General features: G+C 61.6%; 16 protein-coding genes, 1 tRNA gene and 1 pseudogene. 11 read left to right on the top strand and 7 right to left on the bottom strand.

Annotated features, from left to right (window positions below; all coding sequences use genetic code 11):
* Window positions 1–156 precede the first annotated feature (156 nt).
* Entirely contained in the window at window positions 157–2004 is a 1848-nt protein-coding gene (locus tag GFM02_RS17185) for a methyl-accepting chemotaxis protein (protein ID WP_168283546.1), read from the top strand.
* Here GFM02_RS17185 and GFM02_RS17180 read toward each other — a convergent pair.
* A complete protein-coding gene (locus tag GFM02_RS17180; protein WP_168283547.1) occupies window positions 1977–2213 on the bottom strand; it encodes a hypothetical protein in 237 nt (78 codons plus the stop codon). The genes GFM02_RS17185 and GFM02_RS17180 overlap by 28 nt on opposite strands.
* A 90-nt stretch (window positions 2214–2303) precedes the next feature.
* On the opposite strand from GFM02_RS17180, the gene GFM02_RS17175 reads away from it, so the two are divergent.
* Window positions 2304–3173: a LysR family transcriptional regulator gene (locus tag GFM02_RS17175; RefSeq protein WP_020048519.1), complete on the top strand. Its 870-nt coding sequence runs from the start codon at window positions 2304–2306 to the stop codon at window positions 3171–3173.
* Between the two features lie 126 nt (window positions 3174–3299).
* On the opposite strand, the gene GFM02_RS17170 is transcribed toward GFM02_RS17175, so the two are convergent.
* Both GFM02_RS17170 and aceA read right to left on the bottom strand, forming a co-directional pair.
* Window positions 3300–3536 (bottom strand): SMc00767 family acetate metabolism repressor, encoded by a 237-nt coding sequence (locus GFM02_RS17170; RefSeq protein ID WP_003545603.1) that lies wholly within the window; start codon window positions 3534–3536, stop codon window positions 3300–3302.
* A gap of 20 nt (window positions 3537–3556) precedes the next feature.
* Window positions 3557–4846 (bottom strand): isocitrate lyase, encoded by a 1290-nt coding sequence (gene aceA / locus GFM02_RS17165; protein ID WP_168322261.1) that lies wholly within the window; start codon window positions 4844–4846, stop codon window positions 3557–3559.
* Between the two features lie 187 nt (window positions 4847–5033).
* Between aceA and GFM02_RS17160 the strand changes: the two genes are divergently transcribed.
* The 5 genes from GFM02_RS17160 to GFM02_RS17140 all read left to right on the top strand — a co-directional run bounded on the left by GFM02_RS17160 (window position 5034) and on the right by GFM02_RS17140 (window position 10638).
* The gene (locus tag GFM02_RS17160) at window positions 5034–6443 is read left to right on the top strand and encodes a helix-turn-helix domain-containing protein (RefSeq protein ID WP_168322260.1); all 1410 of its coding nucleotides are present in this window, start codon (window positions 5034–5036) and stop codon (window positions 6441–6443) included.
* A 127-nt stretch (window positions 6444–6570) separates the two neighbouring features.
* The gene (locus tag GFM02_RS17155; protein ID WP_168322259.1) at window positions 6571–7668 is read left to right on the top strand and encodes a polyamine ABC transporter substrate-binding protein; all 1098 of its coding nucleotides are present in this window, start codon (window positions 6571–6573) and stop codon (window positions 7666–7668) included.
* Window positions 7669–7757: 89 nt separating this feature from the next.
* Window positions 7758–8900 (top strand): ABC transporter ATP-binding protein, encoded by a 1143-nt coding sequence (locus tag GFM02_RS17150; RefSeq protein WP_168322258.1) that lies wholly within the window; start codon window positions 7758–7760, stop codon window positions 8898–8900.
* Between the two features lie 4 nt (window positions 8901–8904).
* Complete coding sequence (locus GFM02_RS17145; protein ID WP_003545610.1) at window positions 8905–9816, top strand: ABC transporter permease subunit; 912 nt, start codon at window positions 8905–8907, stop codon at window positions 9814–9816.
* Between the two features lie 3 nt (window positions 9817–9819).
* Complete coding sequence (locus tag GFM02_RS17140; protein WP_168322257.1) at window positions 9820–10638, top strand: ABC transporter permease; 819 nt, start codon at window positions 9820–9822, stop codon at window positions 10636–10638.
* Window positions 10639–10720: 82 nt separating this feature from the next.
* On the opposite strand, the gene GFM02_RS17135 is transcribed toward GFM02_RS17140, so the two are convergent.
* Window positions 10721–12613, bottom strand: a complete 1893-nt coding sequence (locus tag GFM02_RS17135) for an AsmA family protein (protein ID WP_168322256.1) — start codon at window positions 12611–12613, stop codon at window positions 10721–10723.
* A gap of 263 nt (window positions 12614–12876) precedes the next feature.
* Between GFM02_RS17135 and GFM02_RS17130 the strand changes: the two genes are divergently transcribed.
* Complete coding sequence (locus GFM02_RS17130; RefSeq protein ID WP_168322255.1) at window positions 12877–14829, top strand: acetoacetate--CoA ligase; 1953 nt, start codon at window positions 12877–12879, stop codon at window positions 14827–14829.
* Window positions 14830–15044: 215 nt separating this feature from the next.
* Here the strand turns inward: GFM02_RS17130 and GFM02_RS17125 are convergent, their stop codons facing one another.
* Entirely contained in the window at window positions 15045–18878 is a 3834-nt protein-coding gene (locus tag GFM02_RS17125) for an ATP-binding protein (protein ID WP_168322254.1), read from the bottom strand.
* A gap of 212 nt (window positions 18879–19090) precedes the next feature.
* Between GFM02_RS17125 and GFM02_RS17120 the strand changes: the two genes are divergently transcribed.
* Both GFM02_RS17120 and GFM02_RS17115 read left to right on the top strand, forming a co-directional pair.
* The gene (locus GFM02_RS17120; protein ID WP_003545621.1) at window positions 19091–19540 is read left to right on the top strand and encodes a phasin; all 450 of its coding nucleotides are present in this window, start codon (window positions 19091–19093) and stop codon (window positions 19538–19540) included.
* A 130-nt stretch (window positions 19541–19670) separates the two neighbouring features.
* Window positions 19671–19747 (top strand) — tRNA-His (locus GFM02_RS17115).
* Window positions 19748–19847: 100 nt separating this feature from the next.
* Here GFM02_RS17115 and GFM02_RS35585 read toward each other — a convergent pair.
* Window positions 19848–20058 (bottom strand): annotated as a pseudogene (locus GFM02_RS35585) (helix-turn-helix domain-containing protein); the annotation flags it as partial.
* A 15-nt stretch (window positions 20059–20073) separates the two neighbouring features.
* Window positions 20074–21018 (bottom strand): nucleotidyltransferase and HEPN domain-containing protein, encoded by a 945-nt coding sequence (locus tag GFM02_RS17105; RefSeq protein ID WP_168322363.1) that lies wholly within the window; start codon window positions 21016–21018, stop codon window positions 20074–20076.
* 374 nt (window positions 21019–21392) lie between these two features.
* On the opposite strand from GFM02_RS17105, the gene traA reads away from it, so the two are divergent.
* Window positions 21393–23103 (top strand): Ti-type conjugative transfer relaxase TraA (gene traA, locus GFM02_RS17100; protein ID WP_168322253.1); only part of this gene is annotated, 1711 nt, incomplete at its 3' end.

Genomic DNA, 23103 nt, shown 5'->3' with positions numbered 1-23103 from the left:
TTTTCGAACGGCCTCGGTTTTCCGGGGCCGTTTGCGTATTGCATAGAGAGCGACCGGAAACGGGGCGACGAATATCGCGGGCGGTCCAGATTTACAGAACATTTTCCTTAACGCTTTTCGTCTAATTTAGCCCTCATTGTTCTGTCGGGGGTTTTGATGCTGCGCCTTTTCTCTACGTCGATCGTCCGCCAGATCGTTGCGATCACACTGTTTCTGCTGGCCATCAGCACGGCCGCCATCGTCGGTGTGACCTATTACAATCTGAGCCATCATGTCATGGACGGCGCCGTCTCCGACGCCAGGGATGCCACCCGCGCCATGGCCGTCCTCTACGGCGCGGCCGATCAGGCTGCAAAGATCGAGCTGAAGGACAATCAGCTCTCCGCTGTCACGGAAGACGCTATTCCCGCCCTTGCCGACCATTCGCTCGTCGACCGCACGGCGCAATCGATCGCCGGCGTTGCAACCATCTTTCAAAAGCAGGGCAGCGACTACGTCCGCATATCCACCAACGTCAAGAAGGAAAACGGCGACCGGGCCGTCGGCACCAAGCTGGTCGCCGAGCACCCCGCCCAGCCGGTTCTCGCCAGGGGCGAGGCTTATTACGGTCCGGCGGAGCTTTTCGGCCGCAAGTTCATGACCGGTTATTTCCCGATCAAGAATGCCGCGAACGCCAATGTCGGCATTCTCTTCATCGGCATTCCGATGGAAGTCTATTACCAGCGCATGTATGAACTGCAGATGCTGGTTCTCGGTGTCGGCAGCATCGTGATGCTGCTCGTCGGTGTTCTTGCCTTCTATGCGATCCGCCTGTCGGTGAAGCCTTTGCAGGCGCTGACCGCGAGCGTTCACTCGATTTCTGCGGGCGATCTCGAAGAGACGATCCCCTGTGTCGAAAAGAGGAACGAGTTCGGCGACATCGGCCGGGCCTTGGCGCTTTTCCGCGACAGTGCCCGCGCAAGGCGCGACCTGGAAACCCAGGCTGGCGAACAGCGCGAATTGAGCGATGCCGAACGCGCCAGGAACGATGCCGACAAGCGCTCGCTCGACGGCCAGATCGACTTTGCCGTCAACCAGCTTGCCGCCGGCCTCGGGCGCCTGTCGCAGGGCGATGTCTCGCAGACGATCGGCACGCCCTTCGTCGGCCGGCTGGAGCAGCTGCGCGTCGATTTCAACGCTTCCCTCTTGCGGCTCCAGGATACGCTGTCCGGTATCCGTGACAGCGCCGCGACGATCCAGCGCAACAGCGGCGCCGTCTCCGCCTCTGCCGGCGAGCTTTCCAAACGCACCGAGGCGCAGGCGGCGAACCTCGAGGAGACTGCGGCCGCGGTGGAAGAGATCACCGTGACGGTTCGCTCTTCCGCCGAGCGTGCCCGTGAAGCCAACAATGTCGTGGCTGCGACCAAGAAGACGGCCGACAATTCGGGCGCCGTCGTCGGCGATGCCGTCGCCGCCATGGATCGCATCGAAGAGGCCTCGCAGCGTATCGAGCAGATCATCGAGGTGATCGACGACATCGCCTTCCAGACCAATCTTCTGGCGCTGAATGCCGGCATCGAGGCGGCGCGGGCCGGCGAGGCGGGCAAGGGTTTTGCCGTCGTCGCCCAGGAAGTCCGCGAACTCGCCCAGCGTTCGGCCGATGCGGCGCGCGAGATCAAGTCGCTGATCGAGACATCGAGCCGCGAAGTGACGGCAGGGTCCGAACTGGTCCAGAAGACCGGCAGCGTCCTTGCCTCGATCAGCCAGGAGATCATCGCGATCAGCGGCCATGTCGAGACCATCGCCACCGCCAGCCGCGATCAGTCGGCCGCGCTGCAGGAAGTCAACGGTTCCGTCAACGCCATGGACCAGATGACCCAGAAGAACGCGGCGATGGTTGCCGAGACGACGCAGGCAAGCCGCCTGCTTGCCGGCGAAGCCGATACGCTGATGGCGCTGATCGAGCGGTTCCGCATAGTCGCAGAATCGGCACCGGCTCATCTCGGAGCAAGAAGAGTCGCCTGAACTGCGCAGCCGCTGCCGCTGCGGGATTGCGCCGCGCCCTTGCGCCGCCTTCCGAGGTTGAGGTCGAGCGACGTCAGCCAGGCGGCAAAGCCAATAAGGCTATTGTTTCCGAACTCGGCATAGAACCTGTCCTCTTCCGCCTTGCCGCCGCTTCGCTGGGGATAATGCCGACGGCCGATGGTGCCTGCGATGGTGAGCATGTCGATCATGACAATGTCCTTTCCTGTGTAAGACATCACCTGATTTAGGCGTCGAATTTCTCTTTATAAACGGGAAAAATCCCGCTATGTTTTTCATCCATGAAAAATGCGAGTTGGGATTCCTATCAGCTTTTCCTGCAGGTGGCCCGGCTCGGCGGGCTGACGGGGGCAAGCACTGCAAGCGGGCTCAGTCCTGCGACCGTCGGCCGGCGCATGCTCGATCTCGAGCAGGAAATCGGCCGCGCATTGTTTTCGCGCAGCCAGACCGGATACCGTTTGACCCAGGATGGCCAGGCGCTGCTCGATCACCTGCAGGAAATGGAGGCCGCCGCCCGCAAGGTGGCGGCGTGGCGGCAATCCGGCGAGGGCGGCACCACCGTCAGGGTCACAGCCGGCACCTGGCTCGCCTGGCTGCTGACCGAGAATTTCGCCGCAATCCGCATGCCGGGCGATGCCTTCGCCATTTCGCTCACGATTGGCGAGGCGCGGGCGAGCCTTGCCTACCGCGAAAGCGATATCGGTATTCGCGCCTTCGAGCCTGAGGAGGCCAATCTCGCCGCACGTCAGCTCGGGGAGGTGGCCTATGCCGTCTATGTCAGGCGCAATGCCGCCGAGACCGACGAGCGTTGGATTGCAGTCGCCGAGGAGGAGGCCATATCGGGCTATCTGCGCTGGCCGCACGCCCATTCGGCAGCCGGGATCGTTGCCACCGTCAATCGGCCGCGCTCGCTGCCGGATCTGGTGCGCGCCGGCGCCGGCAAGACCGTACTTCCCTGTTTCGTCGGCGATCTCCATCCCGAATTGCAGCGCCAGGGCGGCGAGTTGCCGGAGTTGCGCCACCGGCAATGGATCGTCATGAATGCCGAGGACCGCCACCGCCCGGAGATCCGAACAGTCGCCGACCGCATGACCAAGCTGATCAAAAGTTATGCCGATCTCTTCGCCGGAAAACGACCGAGCCGCGGCTAATGCATGTCGCCCAAAACTGCGCGCGGCTGCATCCAAGAGGGACGTCGAGCGCCGCACGCCCGATAGGTCGCGCGGCGATTGAAGAAGCGGGCCGACGTCACCGGCCCGCCAACGGTCGGCTTTTCGTCAATGCCGGTTGGTGACGACGACGGGGATCAGCAGGTCGCCCCAGTGGCCGTCGCCGCCGTGATGACGGGCCGAGCGCACCAGTTCCACCGAGACGCCGGCCTCGACGGCTTTCATGACCGATTGGTTCAGCCGATGCAGGTCATTGGCGAGCATGCGGATCGTCGTCTGCTGATCCTCGCTCATGCTGCTTGCCTGTTCCTCGGCCCGTTCCCTGACGCGTGTGATGGATGCCATGATCTTTCCTCCTCTTCGAGTTATTCCGCAGCCGGCTTGAACTGCGCATGTTCGGTCGAGCCGTGCATCGCCGTGGTCGAAGACCTGCCACCGGTGATGGCGAGCGACACGGCGTCGAAATAGCCGGTGCCGACCTCGCGCTGATGTTTGGTGGCGGTATAGCCGTTGACCTCGGCGGCGAATTCCGCCTGCTGCAGCTCGGAATAGGCCGACATCTGCCGCTGCCGGTAGCCGCGCGCCAGTTCGTACATGCCGTAGTTCAGCTGATGGAAGCCGGCGAGCGTAATGAACTGGAACTTGTAGCCCATCGCCCCGAGTTCGCGCTGGAACCGCGCAATCGTCGCCTCGTCGAGGTTCTTCTTCCAGTTGAAGGAAGGCGAGCAATTATAGGCGAGCAGCTTGCCGGGATGGACCTTGTGCACGCCTTCGGCAAAACGCCGCGCCTGATCGAGGTCCGGCTTCGAGGTCTCGCACCAGATGAGATCGCAGTGCGGCGCATAGGCGACGGCGCGCGCGATGCACGGCTCGATGCCGTTTCGCACCTGATAGAAACCTTCGACCGTGCGGCCGGCATCATAGTCGACGAAGGGCTGGTCGCGCTCGTCGATGTCTGACGTGAGCAGTTTTGCCGCTTCCGCGTCGGTGCGGGCGATGACGAGCGTTGCAACGCCCATGACGTCGGCGGCAAGCCGCGCTGCGTCGAGATTGCGGATATGGGCGGCCGTCGGGATCAGCACTTTGCCGCCGAGATGGCCGCATTTCTTCTCCGAGGCGAGCTGGTCCTCGAAGTGGACGCCGGCAGCGCCCGCCTCGATATAGGCCTTCATGATTTCGAAAGCGTTGAGCGGTCCACCGAAGCCTGCTTCCGCATCGGCAACGATCGGCGCGAACCAGGTCTCGACGGAAATCCCCTGGGCTTCCGCGGTCTCGATCTGATCGGCGCGCTGCAGCGTGCGATTGATGCGTTTGGCCAGTTCCGGACCAGCATTGGCTGGATAGAGGGACTGGTCGGGATACATCGCCGATGCCGTATTGGCGTCGGCCGCCACCTGCCAGCCGGAGAGATAGATCGCCTTCAGCCCGGCGCGCACCATCTGCATGGCCTGGTTGCCGGAAAGTGCGCCGAGCGCATTGACGAAATCCTCCTGGTGAATGAGCCGCCACAACCGCTCCGCCCCCATTTCGGCCAGCGTATGGCTGAGCACCACCGAGCCTCTGAGCCGCTGCACGTCTTCGGCCGAGTACGGTCTCTCGATGCCGTCGAAGCGGCTGGCTGATGCATTTGGAATAAGCTTGTAAAAATCAGTCATGTGCTCTCCTCACTAGAAGCCGACAAAGGTGCTGCGTGACAAGATTGACAATATGACGCGTTATGACCAGAAAAACCTTTGATTTCTGGAGTGGAAAAAGGTTAAGATGAGGAGGATTGACAGAGTGGCGCTGTGAATTTGTAAAATTTTGTAAATATGAGCGCTCCTTCCTGTCAAAGGGTGTGACATGGCGGAACGAAAGATATTCGCAGGCCCGAAAGTCAGGCGCATCCGCAATGCGCTGGCGCTGACGCAGACCGCCATGGCCGAAGCGCTGGAAATATCGCCGTCCTATCTGAACCTGATCGAGCGCAACCAGCGGCCGTTGACGGTGCAGCTCCTTCTCAAGCTTGCAAGCGTCTACAGGGTCGATCTGGAAGAGTTGCGCGGACAGACCGGCGGCAGTCTCGGCCAGCTCAAGGAGGTCTTTGCCGATCCGCTGCTGTCGGGCGAGCTGCCGGGTGATCAGGAATTGGTCGAGGTGGCCGAGGCCGCACCCAATGCCGCAAGCGGCATGATCAAGCTCTACCGCGCCTATCGCGAGCAGGCGGCAAGGCTGTCCGATCTGACGGCGCTGATGGCCGCCGAAGGGCATGCGCCGGTCGCCGCCGGCCGCTTGCCGCTGGACGAGGTGCGTGAGATGCTGGAGCGCCGTTCCGGCTATTTCGGACAGATCGAGACGGCGGCCGAAGCCTTTGCTGCCACGCTGCCCTGGGGCGTCGATCTTGCCGCCGGGCTGAAGGACTGGCTGCGCTCCGAGCGCGGCATCGCGGTGCGTGTCTTGCCCGTCCACGTCATGCCGGATCTGCGCCGCCGTTTCGATCGCCATTCGATGCGGCTCTTCATCTCGGAGCGCCTGTCGCCGGCCGACCGTGCACACGAGATCGCCGTCGAGGCCGCGACTCTCGCTTTGCTGCCGGCAATCGATGCCGAGCTCGACGATCTCTCGCTCTCCTCCGCCGAGGCGCGCCGCATCGCCCGCTTCGAGCTTGCCCGCATCGCGGCCTTAGCGCTCGCAATGCCCTACGAGGCCTTTCTCTCGGCGGCGAAGGCGACGCGCTACGATATCGATATTTTGCGTGCGCGCTTCGGCGTCTCCTTCGGCCAGGCGGCTGCGAGGCTTGCCATGCTGCAGCGGCCTGGGGCGGCAGCCATTCCCTTCTTTCTGATCGAGATCGATGCCGCCGGCCACCGGCTGCGCAGGGCCGGCGCGCAGGGCTTCCCGCAGGCCCGTTTCGGCGGCGGCTGTCCGAAGCTCAATATCCATGCCGCCTTCCTGCAGCCGGGCCAGATCCTCGCCGAAACGGTCGTCATGCCTGATGGCGCATCCTTTCTGACGGTCGCCCGCACCCTGGAGGGACCAAGCGTCGAATTCGGCGAAAGGGTCAGGCGCACCGCGATACTCATCGGCTGCGACGCTGCCCTTGGCGAAGGCGTGGTCTACGGGCAGGCGACGGCGCTCGAGCCGGTCGCGATCGGTCCCGCCTGTCGCCTTTGCGAGCGGCGCGGCTGCCTTTCCCGCGCCGAGCCGCCGGTGACGAGACCGCTCGGGCTCGACGAGATGGTGGCAGGCCTCAGCGCCTTCGACTTCCAGTGATTGTGAAATCGTTGAGCGCGCAGGATTTTGCGCTTGTGGGCTTAGAAATTCCTTCTTAGTCTGCATCGAAAACCAGAGGGAAAAGATGCCCCGGGTGCGGAATCTTTTAAAAAAAACAGGAGAAGTCATGAGGTCAACCATTCTATGCGTGACGGCCGCCGCCGTTACCGCACTCCTTGCTGCCGCGCCGGCCCTTGCACAGGAGCGCGTGGTCAACGTCTACAACTGGTCGGATTATATCGACGACTCCATCCTGACCGACTTCACCAAGGAAACCGGCATCAAGGTCGTCTACGACACCTTCGATTCCAACGAGACCGTGGAAACCAAGCTGCTTGCCGGCGGCACGGGTTATGACGTCGTCGTTCCCACAGCCGACTTCCTGCAGCGTCAGATCCAGGCCGGCGTCTTCCAGAAGCTCGACAAGTCGAAACTGCCGAACCTTTCCAACATGTGGGATGTGATCCAGAAGCGCACAGCCGAATATGACGCGGGTAACGAACACGCGGTCGATTACATGTGGGGTACGGACGGCATCGGCTACAACGTCAAGAAGGTCGCTGAAATCCTCGGTCCCGATGTCAAGCCCGGCCTTGAAGTGATCTTCGATCCGAAGGTCGCCGAAAAGTTCAAGGACTGCGGCATCTACGTTCTCGACACGCCGAAGGACGTCATCTCCACGGCGTTCCGTTATCTCGGCCTCGACCCGAACTCCACAAAGGCTGAGGATTTCAAGAAGGCCGAAGAGCTGCTCACGGCCGTCCGTCCCAACATCCGCAAGTTCCACTCGTCCGAATATATCAACGCGCTTGCCAACGGCGACATCTGCATCGCCTTCGGCTATTCCGGCGACATGCTGCAGGCTCGCGACCGCGCGGCCGAAGCCAAGAACGGCGTCGAGGTCAATTATTCGATCCCCTCTCAGGGCGCCCAGATGTGGTTCGACATGATGGCGATCCCCGCCGATGCGCCCCATGTCGCGGAAGCCCACGAGTTCCTGAACTACATGATGAGACCTGAGGTCATCGCCAAGGCGAGCGACCACACCTTCTATGCCAATGGCAACAAGGCTTCGCAGCAGTTCGTCAGCAAGGAGATTCTGGAGGATCCGGCGATCTATCCGACCGAGGAGGTGATGAAGAACCTCTTCACGGTCAAGCCGTGGGATCCAAAAACGCAGCGCCTGGGGACGCGCCTCTGGACGAAGGTCGTCACCGGCCAGTAATTCAGCCTTGGGCCCGGACGGAAACGTCCGGGCCTTTCAATTACCGGCCGGGGTGGAGGCCGGCAGAACCTTGTATTTCGGGGAATAATATGAAGTCTCTCGGCAATATCCGCCGCGCTTTTGCGCCTTGGACCGATCCGTCTGCAAAACCCTTCATTGCTTTCAAGAATGTCACCAAGCGCTTTGGCGATTTTACCGCCGTCGACGATCTGTCGCTTGATATCTATCACCGCGAGTTCTTCGCGCTGCTCGGCGCTTCGGGTTGCGGCAAGTCGACGCTCCTGCGCATGCTTGCCGGCTTCGAGCAGCCGACCTCGGGCGAAATCGTGCTCGACGGCACCGATATGGCCGGCACGCCGCCCTACAGGCGGCCGGTCAACATGATGTTCCAATCCTATGCGCTTTTCCCGCATATGACGGTCGAGAAGAATATCGCCTTCGGCCTGAGGCAGGACGGCATGTCGAAGGACGAGATGACTGACCGCGTCTCGCAGATGCTGAAGCTGGTCAAGCTTGAGCAGTTCGCCTCCCGCAAGCCGAACCAGCTTTCCGGCGGCCAGCGCCAGCGCGTGGCCTTGGCCCGCTCGCTTGCCAAGCGCCCGAAGGTACTGCTGCTCGACGAACCGCTCGGCGCACTCGACAAGAAGCTGCGCGAGGAAACCCAGTTCGAGCTGATGGACCTGCAGCAGAACCTCGGCCTCACCTTCGTCGTCGTCACCCACGACCAGGAAGAGGCAATGACCATGGCCGACCGCATCGCCGTCATGAGCCATGGCAAAGTCGTGCAGGTGGCGACGCCGGCCGAAATCTACGAGGCGCCGAATTCCCGCTTCGTCGCGGATTTCATCGGCGACGTGAACATCTTCGACGGCAAGGTCGCCTCATCGGGCAATGGCACCGTCGAGATGGCCATCGACGGCGGCTTCAGCGTGCGCGTCGCCGCCTTCGAGACGCCATCGGCCGGCAGCGCGGTCGGCTTCGCCATCCGGCCGGAAAAGATGCGGGTCGGGCGCACGCCTCCCGCCAACGCTTCGGTCAACGCCGCCAGGGGTGAACTTTGGGATATCGCCTATCTCGGCGACATGACCGTCTTCCATGTGAAATTGCAGAGCGGCAATATCGTCAAGGCCTCGTCCCTCAATGCGCAGCGTTCCGTCGACGACCCCTTCACCTACGATCAGGAAGTCTGGGTCTCCTTCGATGAGAACGCCGGCATCTTGCTGAAGGATTGACATGATGGGCAAGCTCACCTCCGGCCTCTACAATCGCCTCGTCATCGCCATTCCCTATACTTGGCTGCTGCTCTTCTTTCTGGCGCCCTTCTTCATCGTCTTCCGCATTTCGCTGTCGACGACGGCGATCGCCATGCCGCCTTACGAGCCCGTCTTCTCACTTGCCGACGGTTGGGCCGGGCTCTGGAGCAAGATCGGAGAGCTCTCCTTCGACAATTACAGCTACCTCACCGAGGACTCGCTCTATTTCAACGCCTATGTCTCGAGCGTGGTGATTGCCGGGATCTCCACTTTCCTCACATTGCTGATCGCCTATCCGATTGCCTATGGCATGGCACAGGCGCCGCGCAGCATCCGTCCGACGCTGGTGATGCTGGTCATCCTGCCGTTCTGGACGAGCTTCCTGATTCGCGTTTACTCCTGGATCGCGATCCTGAAACCGGAGGGGCTTCTCAACCAGCTTCTCCTGTCGCTGCACATCATCGACAGCCCGCTGATCATCCTCAACACCAATACCGCCGTCTACATCGGCATCGTCTATTCCTATCTGCCCTTCATGGTGCTGCCGCTCTATTCGGCTCTGGAGAAGATGGACGGTACGCTGATCGAGGCGGCGCAGGATCTTGGTTGCACGCCGATCAAGGCCTTCTGGCGCGTCACCTTTCCGCTGTCGATCCCCGGTGTGGTGGCTGGCTGCATGCTGGTCTTCATTCCAGCCGTCGGTGAATTCGTCATTCCCGACCTGCTCGGCGGTTCGCAGACGCTGATGATCGGCAAGACGCTCTGGAACGAATTCAACGCCAACCGCGATTGGCCGGTCTCCTCGGCGGTCGCAACGATCCTGCTGATGATCCTGGTAATCCCGATCGTCTTCTTTCAGAACGCCCAGGCCAAGGCCGAAGAGCGGGGGAAATAAGTCATGCTGAAATGGACCCGTTTCAACATCATCTCCGTCACGCTCGGCTTTGCCTTTCTCTACCTGCCGATCGTGCTGCTGGTGATCTTCTCCTTCAACGAATCGAAGCTTGTCACCGTCTGGGGCGGCTTCTCCACCAAGTGGTATGTCTCGCTGCTCTCGAACCAGGGCCTGCTCGACGCCGTCTGGGTGACGATCCGTGTCGGCCTGCTGTCGGCGACGGTCGCAACCATCCTCGGCACCATGGCGGCGCTGACGCTGGTGCGCTACACCCGCTTTCGTGGCCGCATGCTGTTTTCGGGCATGATCTACGCGCCGCTCGTCATGCCCGACGTCATCACCGGCCTGTCGCTGTTGCTGCTCTTCGTCGCGATCGGTTTCGACCGCGGCTTCTGGACGATCACGCTCGCGCATACGACGCTGACCATGTGCTTCGTCGCCGTCGTCGTGCAGTCGCGCCTGTTGAGCTTCGATCAATCGATCGAGGAAGCGGCGCAGGATCTCGGCGCGCCGCCGGTGCGGACCTTCTTCGAGATCACCCTGCCGATCATCGCGCCGGCTGTTCTCTCTGGCTGGATCCTTGCCTTCACCCTGTCGCTTGACGATCTGGTGATCGCCAGTTTTACGTCGGGGCCGGGCGCCACCACGCTGCCGATGAGGATCTACAGTCAGGTGCGCCTCGGCGTGACGCCTGAGATCAATGCGGTGTGCACGATCCTGATCGCGATCGTGACCGTTGGTGTCATCTGCGCCTCGGTCGTCACCAAGCGCCGTGAAATCCAGCGCCAGCGGGACGAGCGTGCGGCAGCAGCCGGCGCCTGATGCCGTGCGACGCGCTTAGGTCTTACTTTTTACGCATGTCGTTATCGCAAAACCACGCACACTTTTGCGCGACATGCTCTATCTATTGCGCCTGGGGCGTATTGCCGAAAAGCGGAACCGGCGAGATCACCGGGTTCGGCCATGAGCCGCCGATGAAGAACGGCAGAAGCGGCAGCTCCGCCGCCTTGGCCGGATCGGTTGCATCAAGCGATGCGGAAAGCGCCAGCCCGTTCGACTGATAGGTGATGACGCCGGAAAGCGTCAGCGTCTGTGTGGCGCCGGCGATGCGGGCGTCGTGCATTTCGGCGGAGCCGTTGGCGAAGTCGGCCTGAAGGTTGAGCTGGTTGAAGGCGAAGGCGCCGCCTGCTGCCGCGCTCAGCGGAAAGAACGGTTTTTCGGCCGCCTGCGTCCGGAGTGCTGCGGCATCGATGCCGGGAATCGTGCCTTCCCCCGTCCAGAAGTGCAGCCTGCCGGTGACGTCGGCAAGGCCGGTTGTCCAGATCGCCTTCGGCGACTGCAGGTCGAGATCGAGCGATCCGGTTGCAAGCGGCAGCGGACCCTTCAGCTGCAGGCGCTCGGCAAGGGCTGCGAAGTCGGCATTGCGGATCGACAGCTGCAGCTTGCCGCCGCCGTCGAAGTCGCGCTGGGTCGCTTCCAGATGCGCGGTCATTTCACCGCCTTCGAACTGGCTGTCGCCAATATCGAATTTCGCCTCGCCGCCGGCAACGATCATGCTGGCGCCGACATCGGAGAGCTCGAAGAGACCCATCTGCGCGCGCCGCGCCGAAACCCTGACGTCGACATCGAGCACCCGCAGCGGTCCGCTTATGCCGGCGGAGATTTCCTCCGCCTCGCCGGCGGCGAGCCTGAGCGCGAAGGCGTCGAGGAAGGGCTTGAGGTTCATCTGGTCGAAGGCAAGCGTGCCGCCGATTTTCGGTCGTTTGCCGGGTTGGGTGAAAAGGTCCATCACCCCGGTGGCGCTCGCTTCGTTCAGCGAGAGGCTGAGATTGTTGAAACGCAGCCCGTTGCCCGACGACATGATGTCGGATTCCAGCGAGGCGCTCTTCAGCGTTGCGATGCCGGGGATCGATCTGCCCGACCATGTCAGAAGTGCGGGCACATCGGGAATGCTGGCGGTGATATTGCCGGAAAGGGCCGAAAGGCTGGCGATGCTGGCAATGCCCTGGAAGTGCGCGGTCAAAAGGTTTGATGTGAGCGACGTCCGTGTCTCGGCATTCCTGCCGGCAAAGGCGAGCAGCGGCTGGCGCGAGGCGAAATCGACCTTCAGGTCCTCGCCGTTGATACGGGCGATGATGACCGCCGAGATCGCGCCGGAGAGTCTCGGCCAGGCGATATCTGCGGTGACGCTGTCGAAATGATAGGCCTTGGCGGACTTGATGTCGGTGACCACAAGCGTGCCGTCCTCGACGGTCACTGCGCCGATCTCGGCATCGAGATCGGGATCGAGCACCTCAGCTCCGTTTTCGTAACGCACGCCGCCGATCGCGCGTGCGAGCAGGCCGGCATAACTCCAGTCGATCAGCCCTTTCTCGTCGCGCGTCAGCGCCAGGTTAGGGCGCACCAGATGGAATTCGTGGAAGCTCGTCCGGCCTCTCAACGCATCGATGAGGCTGAAATCGGCCGACAAGCTTTCAATGCTGCCGAGCAGCTTGTCGCCGCTTTCGCGCGGCTGGCGGATGGTGATCTGGTTCAACGTGATGCGCGGCGTCGGCCAGAATTCGAGAACCGGACTACCCTTGATCTCGGCATGGTAGCCAGTCCATTTCGACAGCGCGTCCTCGATGCCGGAGCGCACGAAGCCGGTCGAGATGAGATAGGGTGCGGCTACCCTGAGCGCCACGAAAAGCGCCAGCGCGATCAGCAGGAACACCGTCGACAGACGGGCGAAGGCCGGAAGCCAGCGCGAAACGGGTCCGATCTTCCTGCGCCACCTGCGATGTCTTGACGTGCTCATGATCTCCGCCGGCAAATTCAGCCGGTCATCCCGTTATGCGCTGATTTCGCCGGATATAGGAAATATCAGGCATATGCAAATCCCTACAGCGCCGCGCGTCTTTTCAGACGCGCAAAGGACGCTGTAGCACTTTCAATTAAATGGTTGGAGCATGGTATCGTCCGAAAACCGCTCACACTTTTCCAGGCGTCGGATCGCGTCGGTTCCACGCTTTATAATGCAATGCAGCATGATATAAGGACGGTATTGGGGAGGAGGATTGAATGCAGGATAACAGACCACTCTGGGTGCCCTCGGCGGATGCCGTTGCAAAAAGCCCGATCCATGCCTTCATGGAGCGCTGCAATGCCGATTTCGGGCTTTCTCTTTCGGGCTTTGAGGATCTGCATGCATGGTCGGTGGCCGAGCGGGAGAATTTCTGGTCGACCGTCTGGGATTTCTGCGGCGTCAAGGGAGAGCGTGGCGCAGAGGTGCTTGCCAATGGCGACCGCATGCTGGAAGCCCGCTTCTTTCCCGATGCGACGCTGAACTTCGCCGAAAACCTGCTGTCGGGCCGCGGCGAGGGCGATGCGATCATCTTCCGCGGCGAGGACAAGGCCGAGGATCGCTGGTCGTGGGACAGGCTGCGTGTGCTGGTCTCGAAGCTGCAGCAGGCCTTCGCAGCACGCGGCATCGGCAAGGGCGACCGCATCGCCGCGATGATGCCGAACATGCCGGAGACCGTCGCCGCCATGCTCGCCGCCGCCTCGATCGGCGCCATCTGGTCGTCCTGTTCTCCTGATTTCGGCGAGCAGGGTGTGCTCGACCGCTTCGGCCAAATTGAGCCAAGGCTGTTCATTGCCTGCGATGCCTATTGGTATTCCGGCAAGCTGCAGGATGTCGGCGCCAAGGTCGCCACGGTCGCAAAAAATCTGGGTGTCCCGACCGTCATCGTCCATTACGCCGGCGATGCGGAGGCCGTGGCGCGTAAGACGCCGGGGGCTTTAACGCTTGACGCTTTTGTCGCGCCCTGTGAGGCAACGGAGGTCGAGTTCACGCGGCTTGGCTTTTCGCACCCGCTCTACATCCTCTTTTCGTCGGGCACGACAGGCGTGCCGAAATGCATCGTGCATTCGGCCGGTGGCACGCTGCTGCAGCACCTCAAGGAGCATCGGCTGCATTGCGGCCTGCAGGCGGGCGAGAAGCTGTTCTATTTCACCACCTGCGGCTGGATGATGTGGAACTGGCTGGTCAGCGGTCTTGCCAGCGGTGCGACGCTCTGCCTGTTCGACGGTTCGCCCTTCGCGCCCGATGGCAACGTGCTGTTTAACTATGCCGAGGCCGAAAAATTCGCCATCTTCGGCACCTCGGCGAAATATATCGACGCGGTGCGCAAGGGCGGGCTGACGCCGCGCGTCAGCCACGATCTCTCCAGCCTGCGGCTGATGACCTCCACCGGTTCGCCGCTATCGCCGGAAGGGTTCACCTTCGTCTACGAGGGCATCAAGGAAGACGTACAGCTCGCCTCGATCTCAGGCGGTACCGATATCGTCTCCTGCTTCGTGCTCGGCAATCCGCTGCAGCCGGTCTGGCGCGGCGAAATCCAGGGGGCCGGCCTCGGCCTTGCGGTCGACGTCTGGAACGATGACGGCAAGCCGGTGCGTGGGGAGAAAGGTGAACTCGTCTGCACCAAGGCTTTTCCGTCGATGCCGGTGATGTTCTGGAACGACCCCGACGGCGCCAAATATCGCGCCGCCTATTTCGACCGGTTCGACAATATCTGGTGCCACGGCGATTTCGCCGAATGGACGGAGCATGGCGGCCTTGTCATCCACGGCCGTTCGGATGCGACGCTCAATCCCGGCGGCGTGCGCATCGGCACGGCCGAGATTTACAATCAGGTCGAGCAGATGGAGGAGGTGGCCGAGGCGCTCTGCATCGGTCAGGAGTGGGACGACGACGTGCGCGTCATCCTCTTCGTCCGCCTTGCCCCGGATGTGACGCTGACCGAGGATCTCGTCAAGGCGATCAAGACCCGCATCCGCACCGGCGCCTCGCCGCGGCACGTGCCGGCGAAGATCATCGCGGTCACCGATATTCCCCGCACCAAGTCCGGCAAGATCGTCGAGCTTGCCGTGCGCGAGGTCGTTCACGGCCGGCCGGTGAAGAACCAGGAAGCGCTTGCCAATCCAGAGGCGCTGGGGCTCTTCGCCGGGCTAAGCGAGCTGAAGGATTGACAGCGATCGTAGATTACAAGCTTTCACCCTTTATCAATCTCCTGTCATGGAAACCTTTCGTTAAGAAAGGTTTGTCAAAGGTGAAGCTAACTTGGGGGCCGCACATGAACGAGGCGGCCTGGGGCCTTCCGGCCTCCGAAACATGACGTTGATCGACTGAGCTCTTGTTGAACAGCACCAAATTCAAAGGCGGCCTCTTGGCTGCCTTTTCTTTATCAACCGGCCAGCACCCGCTGCGACGGAAAGGTGATCTCGACGAGCGTGCCCTCGTTCGGCGTCGAATTGATCGAGAAGGTCGCTCGGTTGGCATCCACCATCGCCTTGGTCAGCGGCAGGCCGAGCCCGGTGCCGTCGCCGCGATGACGCGATTGCGTCGAGGAGACCTGCCGGAACGGCTTCATCGCCTGGTCGAGCTCGCTGCGCGTCATGCCGATGCCGGTATCGCGGACCCTGAGGACGACGCTGCCATTCGCCTCATAGGACGTCGAAACGACAATCTGCCCGCCTGACGGGGTGAAACGGATGGCGTTCGACAGGATGTTGAGCGCGATCTGCTTGATCGAGCGCAGATCCGCCACGACCTCGGGCACTGCATGCGACAGCGCCGTGCGGATGATGACGCGCTGGCCGTTCGCCTGCGGCTGTACCAGAGCCACGGCCTCGGAGACCGCCTCGTTGAGGCCGACGGCGGCAAAATCGAGATCCATCTCGCCCGCCTCGATCTTCGAAATGTCGAGCAGGTCGTTGACGATATCGAGGACATGCCGGCCGGAGCGGCCGATGTCGTTGGCATATTCGATATAACGCGGATGGCCGATCGGCCCGAAGCGCTCGCCGGCCATCATGTCGGAAAAGCCGATGATGGCGTTGAGCGGTGTGCGGATCTCGTGACTGACGCGGGCGAGGAAATCGGTCTTGTGGGCATTGGCGGTTTCGGCCGCACCCTTGGCGTTGCGCAGCTCGTCCTCGGTACGCTTCCACTGGGTGATATCGCGGATGACGGCGCAATAACCGTTGGAGGAGGTGAGCTGGCCCATCGTCATGAACAGCGGCACGAAGCCGCCGGCGGCCTCGCGGCCGATCACTTCCCGCCCGTCGTTCAATACGCTTGCCACGCCATGGTCGGAGAGGCCGTTCAAATAGTCGATGACTGCCTTCTGGCTCTCATGGGCAAACAGCATGACGAAGGGTTTGCCGCGCGTCTCCTGTTCGTCGTAATTGAAAAGTGCGCTGGCCGACCGGTTCATCGAGCGAATGTCGCCCTCCGTGCCGATGACGACGACGCCGTCGGTCGCCGTTTCCAGGATCGAGCGCAACTCTTCCACTTCGACCTGGAGTTTAGCGACCTTCTCGACCATCCGCTCGGAACGGCCTTCGGAACGGCCCTCGGACCGGCCATCGGACCGGCTTGCGTCGCCGCGGCCATCTTCCTTGCCTTCCACCGGCATCAGCGCCAGCATCAGGGCGTTGGCGTCTTCCCAGCGCACCGATTGCAGCCGCGCGGTCACCGGCGCCAGCGTATCGTCGGCCTTGACGAGCATCATGGTGCCGGAGCCTGCGGCCTTCTCCTCGAGTTCGCGGCGCTGCAGCAGCGCTTCGATACCGCCCACTTCGCGCAATGCCTCGAGCGAACCGTAGCCCGTCAACCGCATGAATTCCGGATTGGCATGGATCAGCGCATCGCCGATATGAATGAGTACGGCAACAGGCAGTTGATCGACGGTTCCCACCGAAAGCCCGTCCGTCATCTTGATGCGCGGCGGGATGAAGCTGGTGAGAACCTCGATCTGGCTGGCGGTCTCCTCCAGCCCTTCCGTCGCCTCGTCGTCGGCGATGATCGAAGGTTCTTCGGTGGCGCCATCGTCTTCGCGCTCAGCCTCGACGGCATTCTCGAAGATTGCTTCCTGCGGCGCGATCTCCTCGACCGACGGTATGTCCGCCTGCTCAGTGGCGGGTGTTTCGGCCTCGAACGCTTCGGGTCCGGAGGCCTCTTCGAAGCCGGCCGTTTCCGCGGCGCTGGGTTCCATCGGCGCCGGGGCGGCAGGCTCTTCCTTGCGGGTGCCGAAGGCTTCGAGCCGCTTGGCGATCTCGCGGAAATTGGCCTGTTCGGCAGCCGTCAGTCCAGCGCCGGTGTTGTGGAGCTGAACGATCTTGTCGGAGAAACGGCGATTGGGCGTTTCCGAAATCCGAAGCGCCCGTGGCTCTTGCGAAAGTTCCGCTATCGGTTCGGCGGCGGAAACGTCGCCGGCATCGGCGCTGCCTTCCGCTTTTTCGGCTGCACTTTCCTGGGCAGGCGTCTCGATGGCCGCCTGCTCGGTGGCAATCTCATCCGGCGTTGGCTCCGTCTGTGTTTCGCTTGTCGTAGCCGCCTGATCCTCGACCTCCTGCGCCGGGGCGGGATCGATCAGGGGCTCTTCAAGCACTGTCTCCGCTTCGTGTATCACCTCGGCATTGGTCTCGGCGGGCGGGCCGAGGCTCGCTGCATCATGGCCGATACCATCAGGGCCGAGTGTCAGGCCGAGCGCCAGCGGATCTTCCTGTGCATCGGAAAGCCGGACGACGCCGAAGCCGCGGAAACCATCGAAGTCGCGGTTGCGGGTATAGGTCGGCAGCGCCGCCAGATCGACCGGAACGACGAGGCTGGTGCCTTCGACCGGCCAGAGGATCGTCTTGCCCGACCATGTGTCGCGGCGGGCGAGCGCCTCGGAAAGCTTGCCGTCAGGATCGAGATTGAAGAGGGCGGCGACGTCGCCGAAGGCAGAGCCGATGATGTCGGACGCATGCGGACCGACGGCCTCGGCAAATTCGTGGCTGACCTCGTTGAACCGGCCTTCGGCGTCGATCTTCCAGACGAAGCGCGTGGCGCGGCTGTTCGGTCTGAAGACGAAGCCGGGCTCAGCCTCAAGCTGAGGGGCAGGGGTAGCGTCCGGGACAGCAGGCGTTTCGATGGCGGGTTCTTGGTGGACCGCTTCCGGCGCGTCTTCGATAGGCGTTTCGGCAACAGGCGGTTCCGCCGTCGTCGCCGTTTCCACCGTCTCCGCAATGGAGGTCAAATCGTCCTCGATGACCGCGGCGGGCTCGGTGGCCTCATCCGCGCTGCTATCGATCATGCCGCCGTCGCTCTCCGGCTCAGCATCTGTGGCAGGATTCGTCTCTTCAATCGCCTCCTCTGCCGATGCCGCGGATGTCTCGGCCGGTTGTTCGCTTTCGCCGGCGATCTCCTCGAGCGTCTCCTCGACCTCTTCGATCCCCGAAACCGCGTCGATGATTTCGGTGAAGCCTGCGGCGGCGACAGGTTCGTCCTGAGGCGCTTCGGCCGGCGGCGGGCTTTCTTCCTGTGCGGGCGCATCGACCGAGTCGAGCGCGGGCGCGTCGAGATGACCGATCGCGGCCTCCACGGCAAAGAGCAGATTGAGCGCCGGATCGTCGCTGAGCTTGCCGACCGCGGCCGGAAGATTGCCTCTGCCGGTCGCGACAGGTCGCTTCACCAATCGGTCGGGATGCGCGCCGGCAAGGTTGATCAAGGTCTTTGCCGTCTGCTCGGAGATTCCGAGCGAGGCAAAGCCCGGCGAAGCCGCGATGACCTCGCCATTGGCGCCGATCACCGCCATATGCGTGTCGGGATCATCAAGTCCCTGCAGCATCTGGGCTGCCGATGCGCCGGCTGCGAGCGGCTTTGCCGAGACCGGCACCGAAAACAGGATGGCCTTTTCGCCCTGGGAAAGCCGGATCAGTTCGGCAGCCGCCTGTACCTGCGCACGCTGGAAGCCCTTGGCAACGCGGATCATCAGGCTGCGGCTGTCGCCGATATCGGTTAGCTGGCGCGCCGCCGTTTCCAGCTGGCGGAAGGTGATGTCGGCGCGGTCGACCCCCTGATCGAGCAAGTCATAGACTGCCGAATGGCCGAAAAGCTCCGCACCCGCACCGTTCGCCCAGAGCAGGCGCGCAAGATCGGCTGAAAACAGCACCATGGCCTCGCCGCGTGAAAAGCGTTCCCGCACCCGTGCATGCACGGCGATATCGATGAACGGATATTGGACTGCGGGCATGTTCGAACCTTGTCGCTGTCGGCCTTCTTAAATTAACGGCTTATTAATAACTGCGGGGCGCATGCCGGTCCAGAAGAGGAGGGTGTTTTCGGCCGGAAAGGTTAACGTCTTGTGCACTGCACAATAAATGTTGCAATGCACAATGGAATGTCTTATATAAGCATCATCCCAACTACCAGGCAGCGACTGCCTCAGCCCAAAGGATGCGACCCATGGCTACCATAAAGACCGACGACGTTTTTTCAATCGCTTCTTTCGACCCGTCCAAGTTCACGGAATCCTTCCGTGAATTCGCCGAAAAGGGCGCTCAGCAGTCGAAGGATGCCTATGCCAAGCTGAAGACCGCTGGCGAGGAAGCCGGCAAGACGCTCGAAGCCACCGTCCAGACGGCACAGGCCGGCTCGGTCGAGATCGGCCTGAAGGCGATCGACATCCTGCGCATCAATTCCGAGAACTCGCTGTCGCACTTCGAAGCGCTGCTCGGCGTCAAGTCCCCGGCTGAATTCTTCGAGCTGCAGACCTCGTTCATCCGCAAGCAGGCCGAACTCACCGTCGAGCAGGCGAAGTCGATCCAGGAAACCACCAAGCAGGTGGCCGAAAAGCTCGCAAAGCCTTCCAAGGACGCTGCCGAAAAGGCCATGGCTTCCTTCAAGGTTGCCTGATCGGTCTTTACCGATCGGAGATAAAGGGCTGGACCTCGCGTCCAGCCTTTTTGTATATTGACGAGGAATGGGACTTGAATTCCTCGCCAAGTCCTCGTATGTGACCCCCGTCGCGCCAAGCGCGATTTATGCGGTTGTAGCTCAGTTGGTTAGAGCGCAGGTTTGTGGCACCTGAGGTCGGAGGTTCGAGACCCCCCAACCGTACCATTTCCCACTTGTCCATATCGAAGACATAGGTAACAGATCGTCCCTAAGACATGGGTGACAACCTCGTGCCGAAACGGGTTGTCGATCGGTCGCAAAGTCACGGGACGCGCACATCGCTGGCTAGGCGCTTGACCAGCAGTTCTCTGATCTTCCTGGCACCCCAATGCGGCTTCTTTGCCAGATGATCATCGCCTCGACCGGCTGAGGTAGTTGGTTGGCACAACGCACCGGGCGCAAGACAGATCCGTCAGGGCCTCCAGGCCGTCATCTTTGTAGCAATTGAAGATTTTGTAGCCGGTCGTGCCCGAGATGGTTCGCGCAGTTGGTCAATCGCATGAAAGCGAATCTCGCTTGATTATGTCGCTGCCAACTTTTCCTCTAAGGGTCTCCAGGTGCCCTTCGCAAACCATCTTGACTAGTTCGAGCAGTAACGCAGTTTGCTCTGCGAGCCAGCCAAGCGCTTCCTCGCTGATTTCGAAATGTTTCGAATAGCGCGCCTTCACATATGCCTCGTTCAACGTGTTGAACCAGGCGCGTTCACGATGCTGATCGCGAGGAAATGCCTCAGCTAAGCGCCGATCCTGTTCTTCGGCAAGGGAGCGCAGAAACTTGATGTTGTGCGACGGTGGGCCGTAGTTGGTGAGGGTCAGCAGGACACAGGAATAGGTCTGCTCCAACGCTTGATGGATGAGAAAGGCGGCTCGTTTTCTGTAGTGTCTGGTACGAGCGTGTTCGGCCAATTCGAAGAACTCTTTGGCGGCCTCTAGTCGCTCCTCAAAATGCTCCTTTGTCACCCTCAGCCGCTCGGCCGGGGTGAGCGGCTGAGGTTCCGCAAGCGGCTCATCGTCGAGCTCGTAAAGAACGATGCCTTCCTTGCGAATGTCGGAGAAGAAATACTGTCCTTCCTTGAGGTAGGTATTCACCTCCCGTCTGGAATGGACGATGAAGCTCACCGGTGTTTCGATCGAAGCGTCGTGGATCAGCCGGTCGGCGGCCTTGTGCCAGTATTCGGCGAACTCGCAGAGCTTACGGTTGTTGACGATGATCAGCAGATCAAAATCCGACCGATATCCCTTCATGGTGAAAGGTTCATCGACCCATCCACCTTTGGCGTAGGAGCCGAACAGTATGATCTTCAAGATCCGACCGCGCTTCTTGAAATCGGCCGTGCCTTCCTTCAGCGCATCCTCGAATTCCTCGTGGAGGATTTCGAGAACCCGGCCGAGCTCTCGCTGTTTGCGAAGCGGCATATGTTCAAGCGACGATTTCATGAGCAATCGATAGGCGAAAGATCCAATATCGTCTACTGGCAATTTTTAGCATCGCTCAACTCCTGTTTTGCCCTTATGTCCCATCCGGTTGCCAACCCCACTCTAGGGATTGATGAAAAGCTTCAAGCGGTTAGGGACAAAGATCGTCTGATTCCGGCGTAGTTGGAACGCCGTGCCCTTGGGCGAACAAAGCGCGAAATAGGGCTTAGATTATACTATCTTGAATAAAACAGTTAAATCGCCTATTTGTCGCAGTTGATGGACCCGCGCGAAAACCGGAGACAAGCGCGGAGCGCGTCAGTCGTTCTCTCTGACTATTGTGAAAGAGCGATGTCGCTCGTTGGTGCAACTGCTCCGAATGTGCGAGGACAATCATGGCGATCATGTTCGTCAAGGCACGGGTGATCAGTAGGGGTGCTGGACGGAGTATCGTCCCGGCCGCTGCCTATCGCCATCGCGCCCGGATGATTGACAAACAGACTGGAACGTCCTTCAGCTACCGAGGCGGGAGGGCCGAACTGGTGCATGAGGAGCTGGCTTTGCCGACGCAGGTACCGGAATGGCTGCGCACGGCAATCGATGGCCGCACCGTTGCAGCGGCGAGCGAGGCGCTGTGGAATGCCGTGGAGGCGTTCGAGAAACGGCCGGACGCGCAGCTGGCGCGCGAGCTGATCATCGCCTTGCCGGAGGAGTTGACGCAAGCCGAGAACATCGCGCTGGTGCGCGAATTCGTCCATGACAACCTGACCTCGAGGGGGATGGTCGCGGACTGGGTTTATCACGACAAGAACGACAACCCACACATCCATTTGATGATGACATTGAGGCCGTTGACGGAGGAGCGTTTCGGCGCGAAGACGGTTCAAGTGCTCGACGAAGGCGGTAAGCCGTTGCGGGTCGTCACGCCGGACCGCCCAAAGGGCAGGATCGTTAGCAAGGCCTGGGCCGGCGACAAGGAAACCATGAAGGCATGGAAGGTCGCCTGGGCGGAAACGGCCAACCGGCACCTGGCGCTTGCCGGCCATGAGATCCGGCTCGATGGCCGCTCCTATGCCGAACTAGGTCTCGATGGCATCGCCCAAAGACATCTCGGTCCGGAGAAGGCAGCACTCTCCCGCAGGGGCAGCCAACCTTATTACGCGTCGGCCGGTCTTGCCCGGCGGCAAGGGGTGGTCGATCGGCTGCTCGCCGAGCCGGAGTTTCTGTTGAAGCGGCTCGGCAACGAGCGCTCCACCTTCGATGAGCGCGATATCGCCAAGGCTCTGCATCGATATGTCGACGATCCTTCGGACTTCGCCAATATCCGCGCGCGGCTGATGGCGTCGGACGATCTTGTCATGCTGAAGCCGCAGGAGGTCGATCCTGAAACGGGCAATGCCTCGGAACCCGCTGTCTTCACCACGCGCGAGATACTGCGCATCGAGTATGACATGGCGCGGTCGGCGCAGGTGTTGTCGGAGCAGAAGGGTTTTGCCGTTCCGTCACGACATGTCGCGGCCGCCGTCAAAAGCGTCGAAGCTGGCGATCCCGACAAACCCTTCAAGCTCGATGCGGAACAGATCAATGCCATCAGTCATATTACCGGGGACAGCGGCATCGCGGCCGTCGTTGGCCTTGCCGGTGCCGGCAAATCGACCCTGCTTGCAGCCGCACGCGTAGCCTGGGAAAGCGATGGCCGCAGGGTCATCGGTGCAGCACTTGCGGGCAAGGCCGCCGAAGGGCTGGAAGACAGCTCCGGCATCAGCTCGCGGACACTCGCCTCCTGGGAACTCATTTGGGCCAATGGACACGAGACGCTTCACCGCGGTGATGTGCTTGTCATCGACGAGGCCGGCATGGTGTCGTCGCAGCAGATGGCCCGCGTGTTGAAGATTGCTGAAGAAGCAGGCACGAAAGTCGTGCTGGTCGGCGATGCGATGCAGCTGCAGCCGATCCAGGCGGGTGCGGCGTTCCGGGCGATCACCGAACGGATCGGTTTTGCCGAACTTGCCGGCGTGCGCCGTCAGCGGGAAGACTGGGCGCGCGAGGCGTCGCGGCTCTTTGCTCGTGGCGAGATCGAGAAAGGTCTCGATGCCTATGCCGGGC

The organism is Rhizobium leguminosarum bv. viciae, assembly GCF_012276115.1.
Classification (GTDB): Bacteria; Pseudomonadota; Alphaproteobacteria; order Rhizobiales; family Rhizobiaceae; genus Rhizobium; species Rhizobium leguminosarum_T.
This window is presented reverse-complemented; position numbering and strand designations above follow the sequence as displayed.

Excerpts from the sequence above, each read along its gene's own strand:
- GFM02_RS17150 (WP_168322258.1), top strand. The coding sequence starts at position 7,758 with ATGAAGTCTCTCGGCAATATCCGCCGCGCTTTTGCGCCTTGGACCGAT.
- GFM02_RS17135 (WP_168322256.1), bottom strand. The coding sequence starts at position 12,613 with ATGAGCACGTCAAGACATCGCAGGTGGCGCAGGAAGATCGGACCCGTT.
- GFM02_RS17125 (WP_168322254.1), bottom strand. The coding sequence starts at position 18,878 with ATGCCCGCAGTCCAATATCCGTTCATCGATATCGCCGTGCATGCACGG.
- GFM02_RS17145 (WP_003545610.1), top strand. The coding sequence starts at position 8,905 with ATGGGCAAGCTCACCTCCGGCCTCTACAATCGCCTCGTCATCGCCATT.
- GFM02_RS17130 (WP_168322255.1), top strand. The coding sequence starts at position 12,877 with ATGCAGGATAACAGACCACTCTGGGTGCCCTCGGCGGATGCCGTTGCA.
- GFM02_RS17140 (WP_168322257.1), top strand. The coding sequence starts at position 9,820 with ATGCTGAAATGGACCCGTTTCAACATCATCTCCGTCACGCTCGGCTTT.
- GFM02_RS17170 (WP_003545603.1), bottom strand. The coding sequence starts at position 3,536 with ATGGCATCCATCACACGCGTCAGGGAACGGGCCGAGGAACAGGCAAGC.
- GFM02_RS17185 (WP_168283546.1), top strand. The coding sequence starts at position 157 with ATGCTGCGCCTTTTCTCTACGTCGATCGTCCGCCAGATCGTTGCGATC.
- GFM02_RS17155 (WP_168322259.1), top strand. The coding sequence starts at position 6,571 with ATGAGGTCAACCATTCTATGCGTGACGGCCGCCGCCGTTACCGCACTC.
- GFM02_RS17120 (WP_003545621.1), top strand. The coding sequence starts at position 19,091 with ATGGCTACCATAAAGACCGACGACGTTTTTTCAATCGCTTCTTTCGAC.
- GFM02_RS17180 (WP_168283547.1), bottom strand. The coding sequence starts at position 2,213 with ATGATCGACATGCTCACCATCGCAGGCACCATCGGCCGTCGGCATTAT.
- aceA (WP_168322261.1), bottom strand. The coding sequence starts at position 4,846 with ATGACTGATTTTTACAAGCTTATTCCAAATGCATCAGCCAGCCGCTTC.
- GFM02_RS17105 (WP_168322363.1), bottom strand. The coding sequence starts at position 21,018 with ATGAAATCGTCGCTTGAACATATGCCGCTTCGCAAACAGCGAGAGCTC.
- GFM02_RS17160 (WP_168322260.1), top strand. The coding sequence starts at position 5,034 with ATGGCGGAACGAAAGATATTCGCAGGCCCGAAAGTCAGGCGCATCCGC.
- GFM02_RS17175 (WP_020048519.1), top strand. The coding sequence starts at position 2,304 with ATGAAAAATGCGAGTTGGGATTCCTATCAGCTTTTCCTGCAGGTGGCC.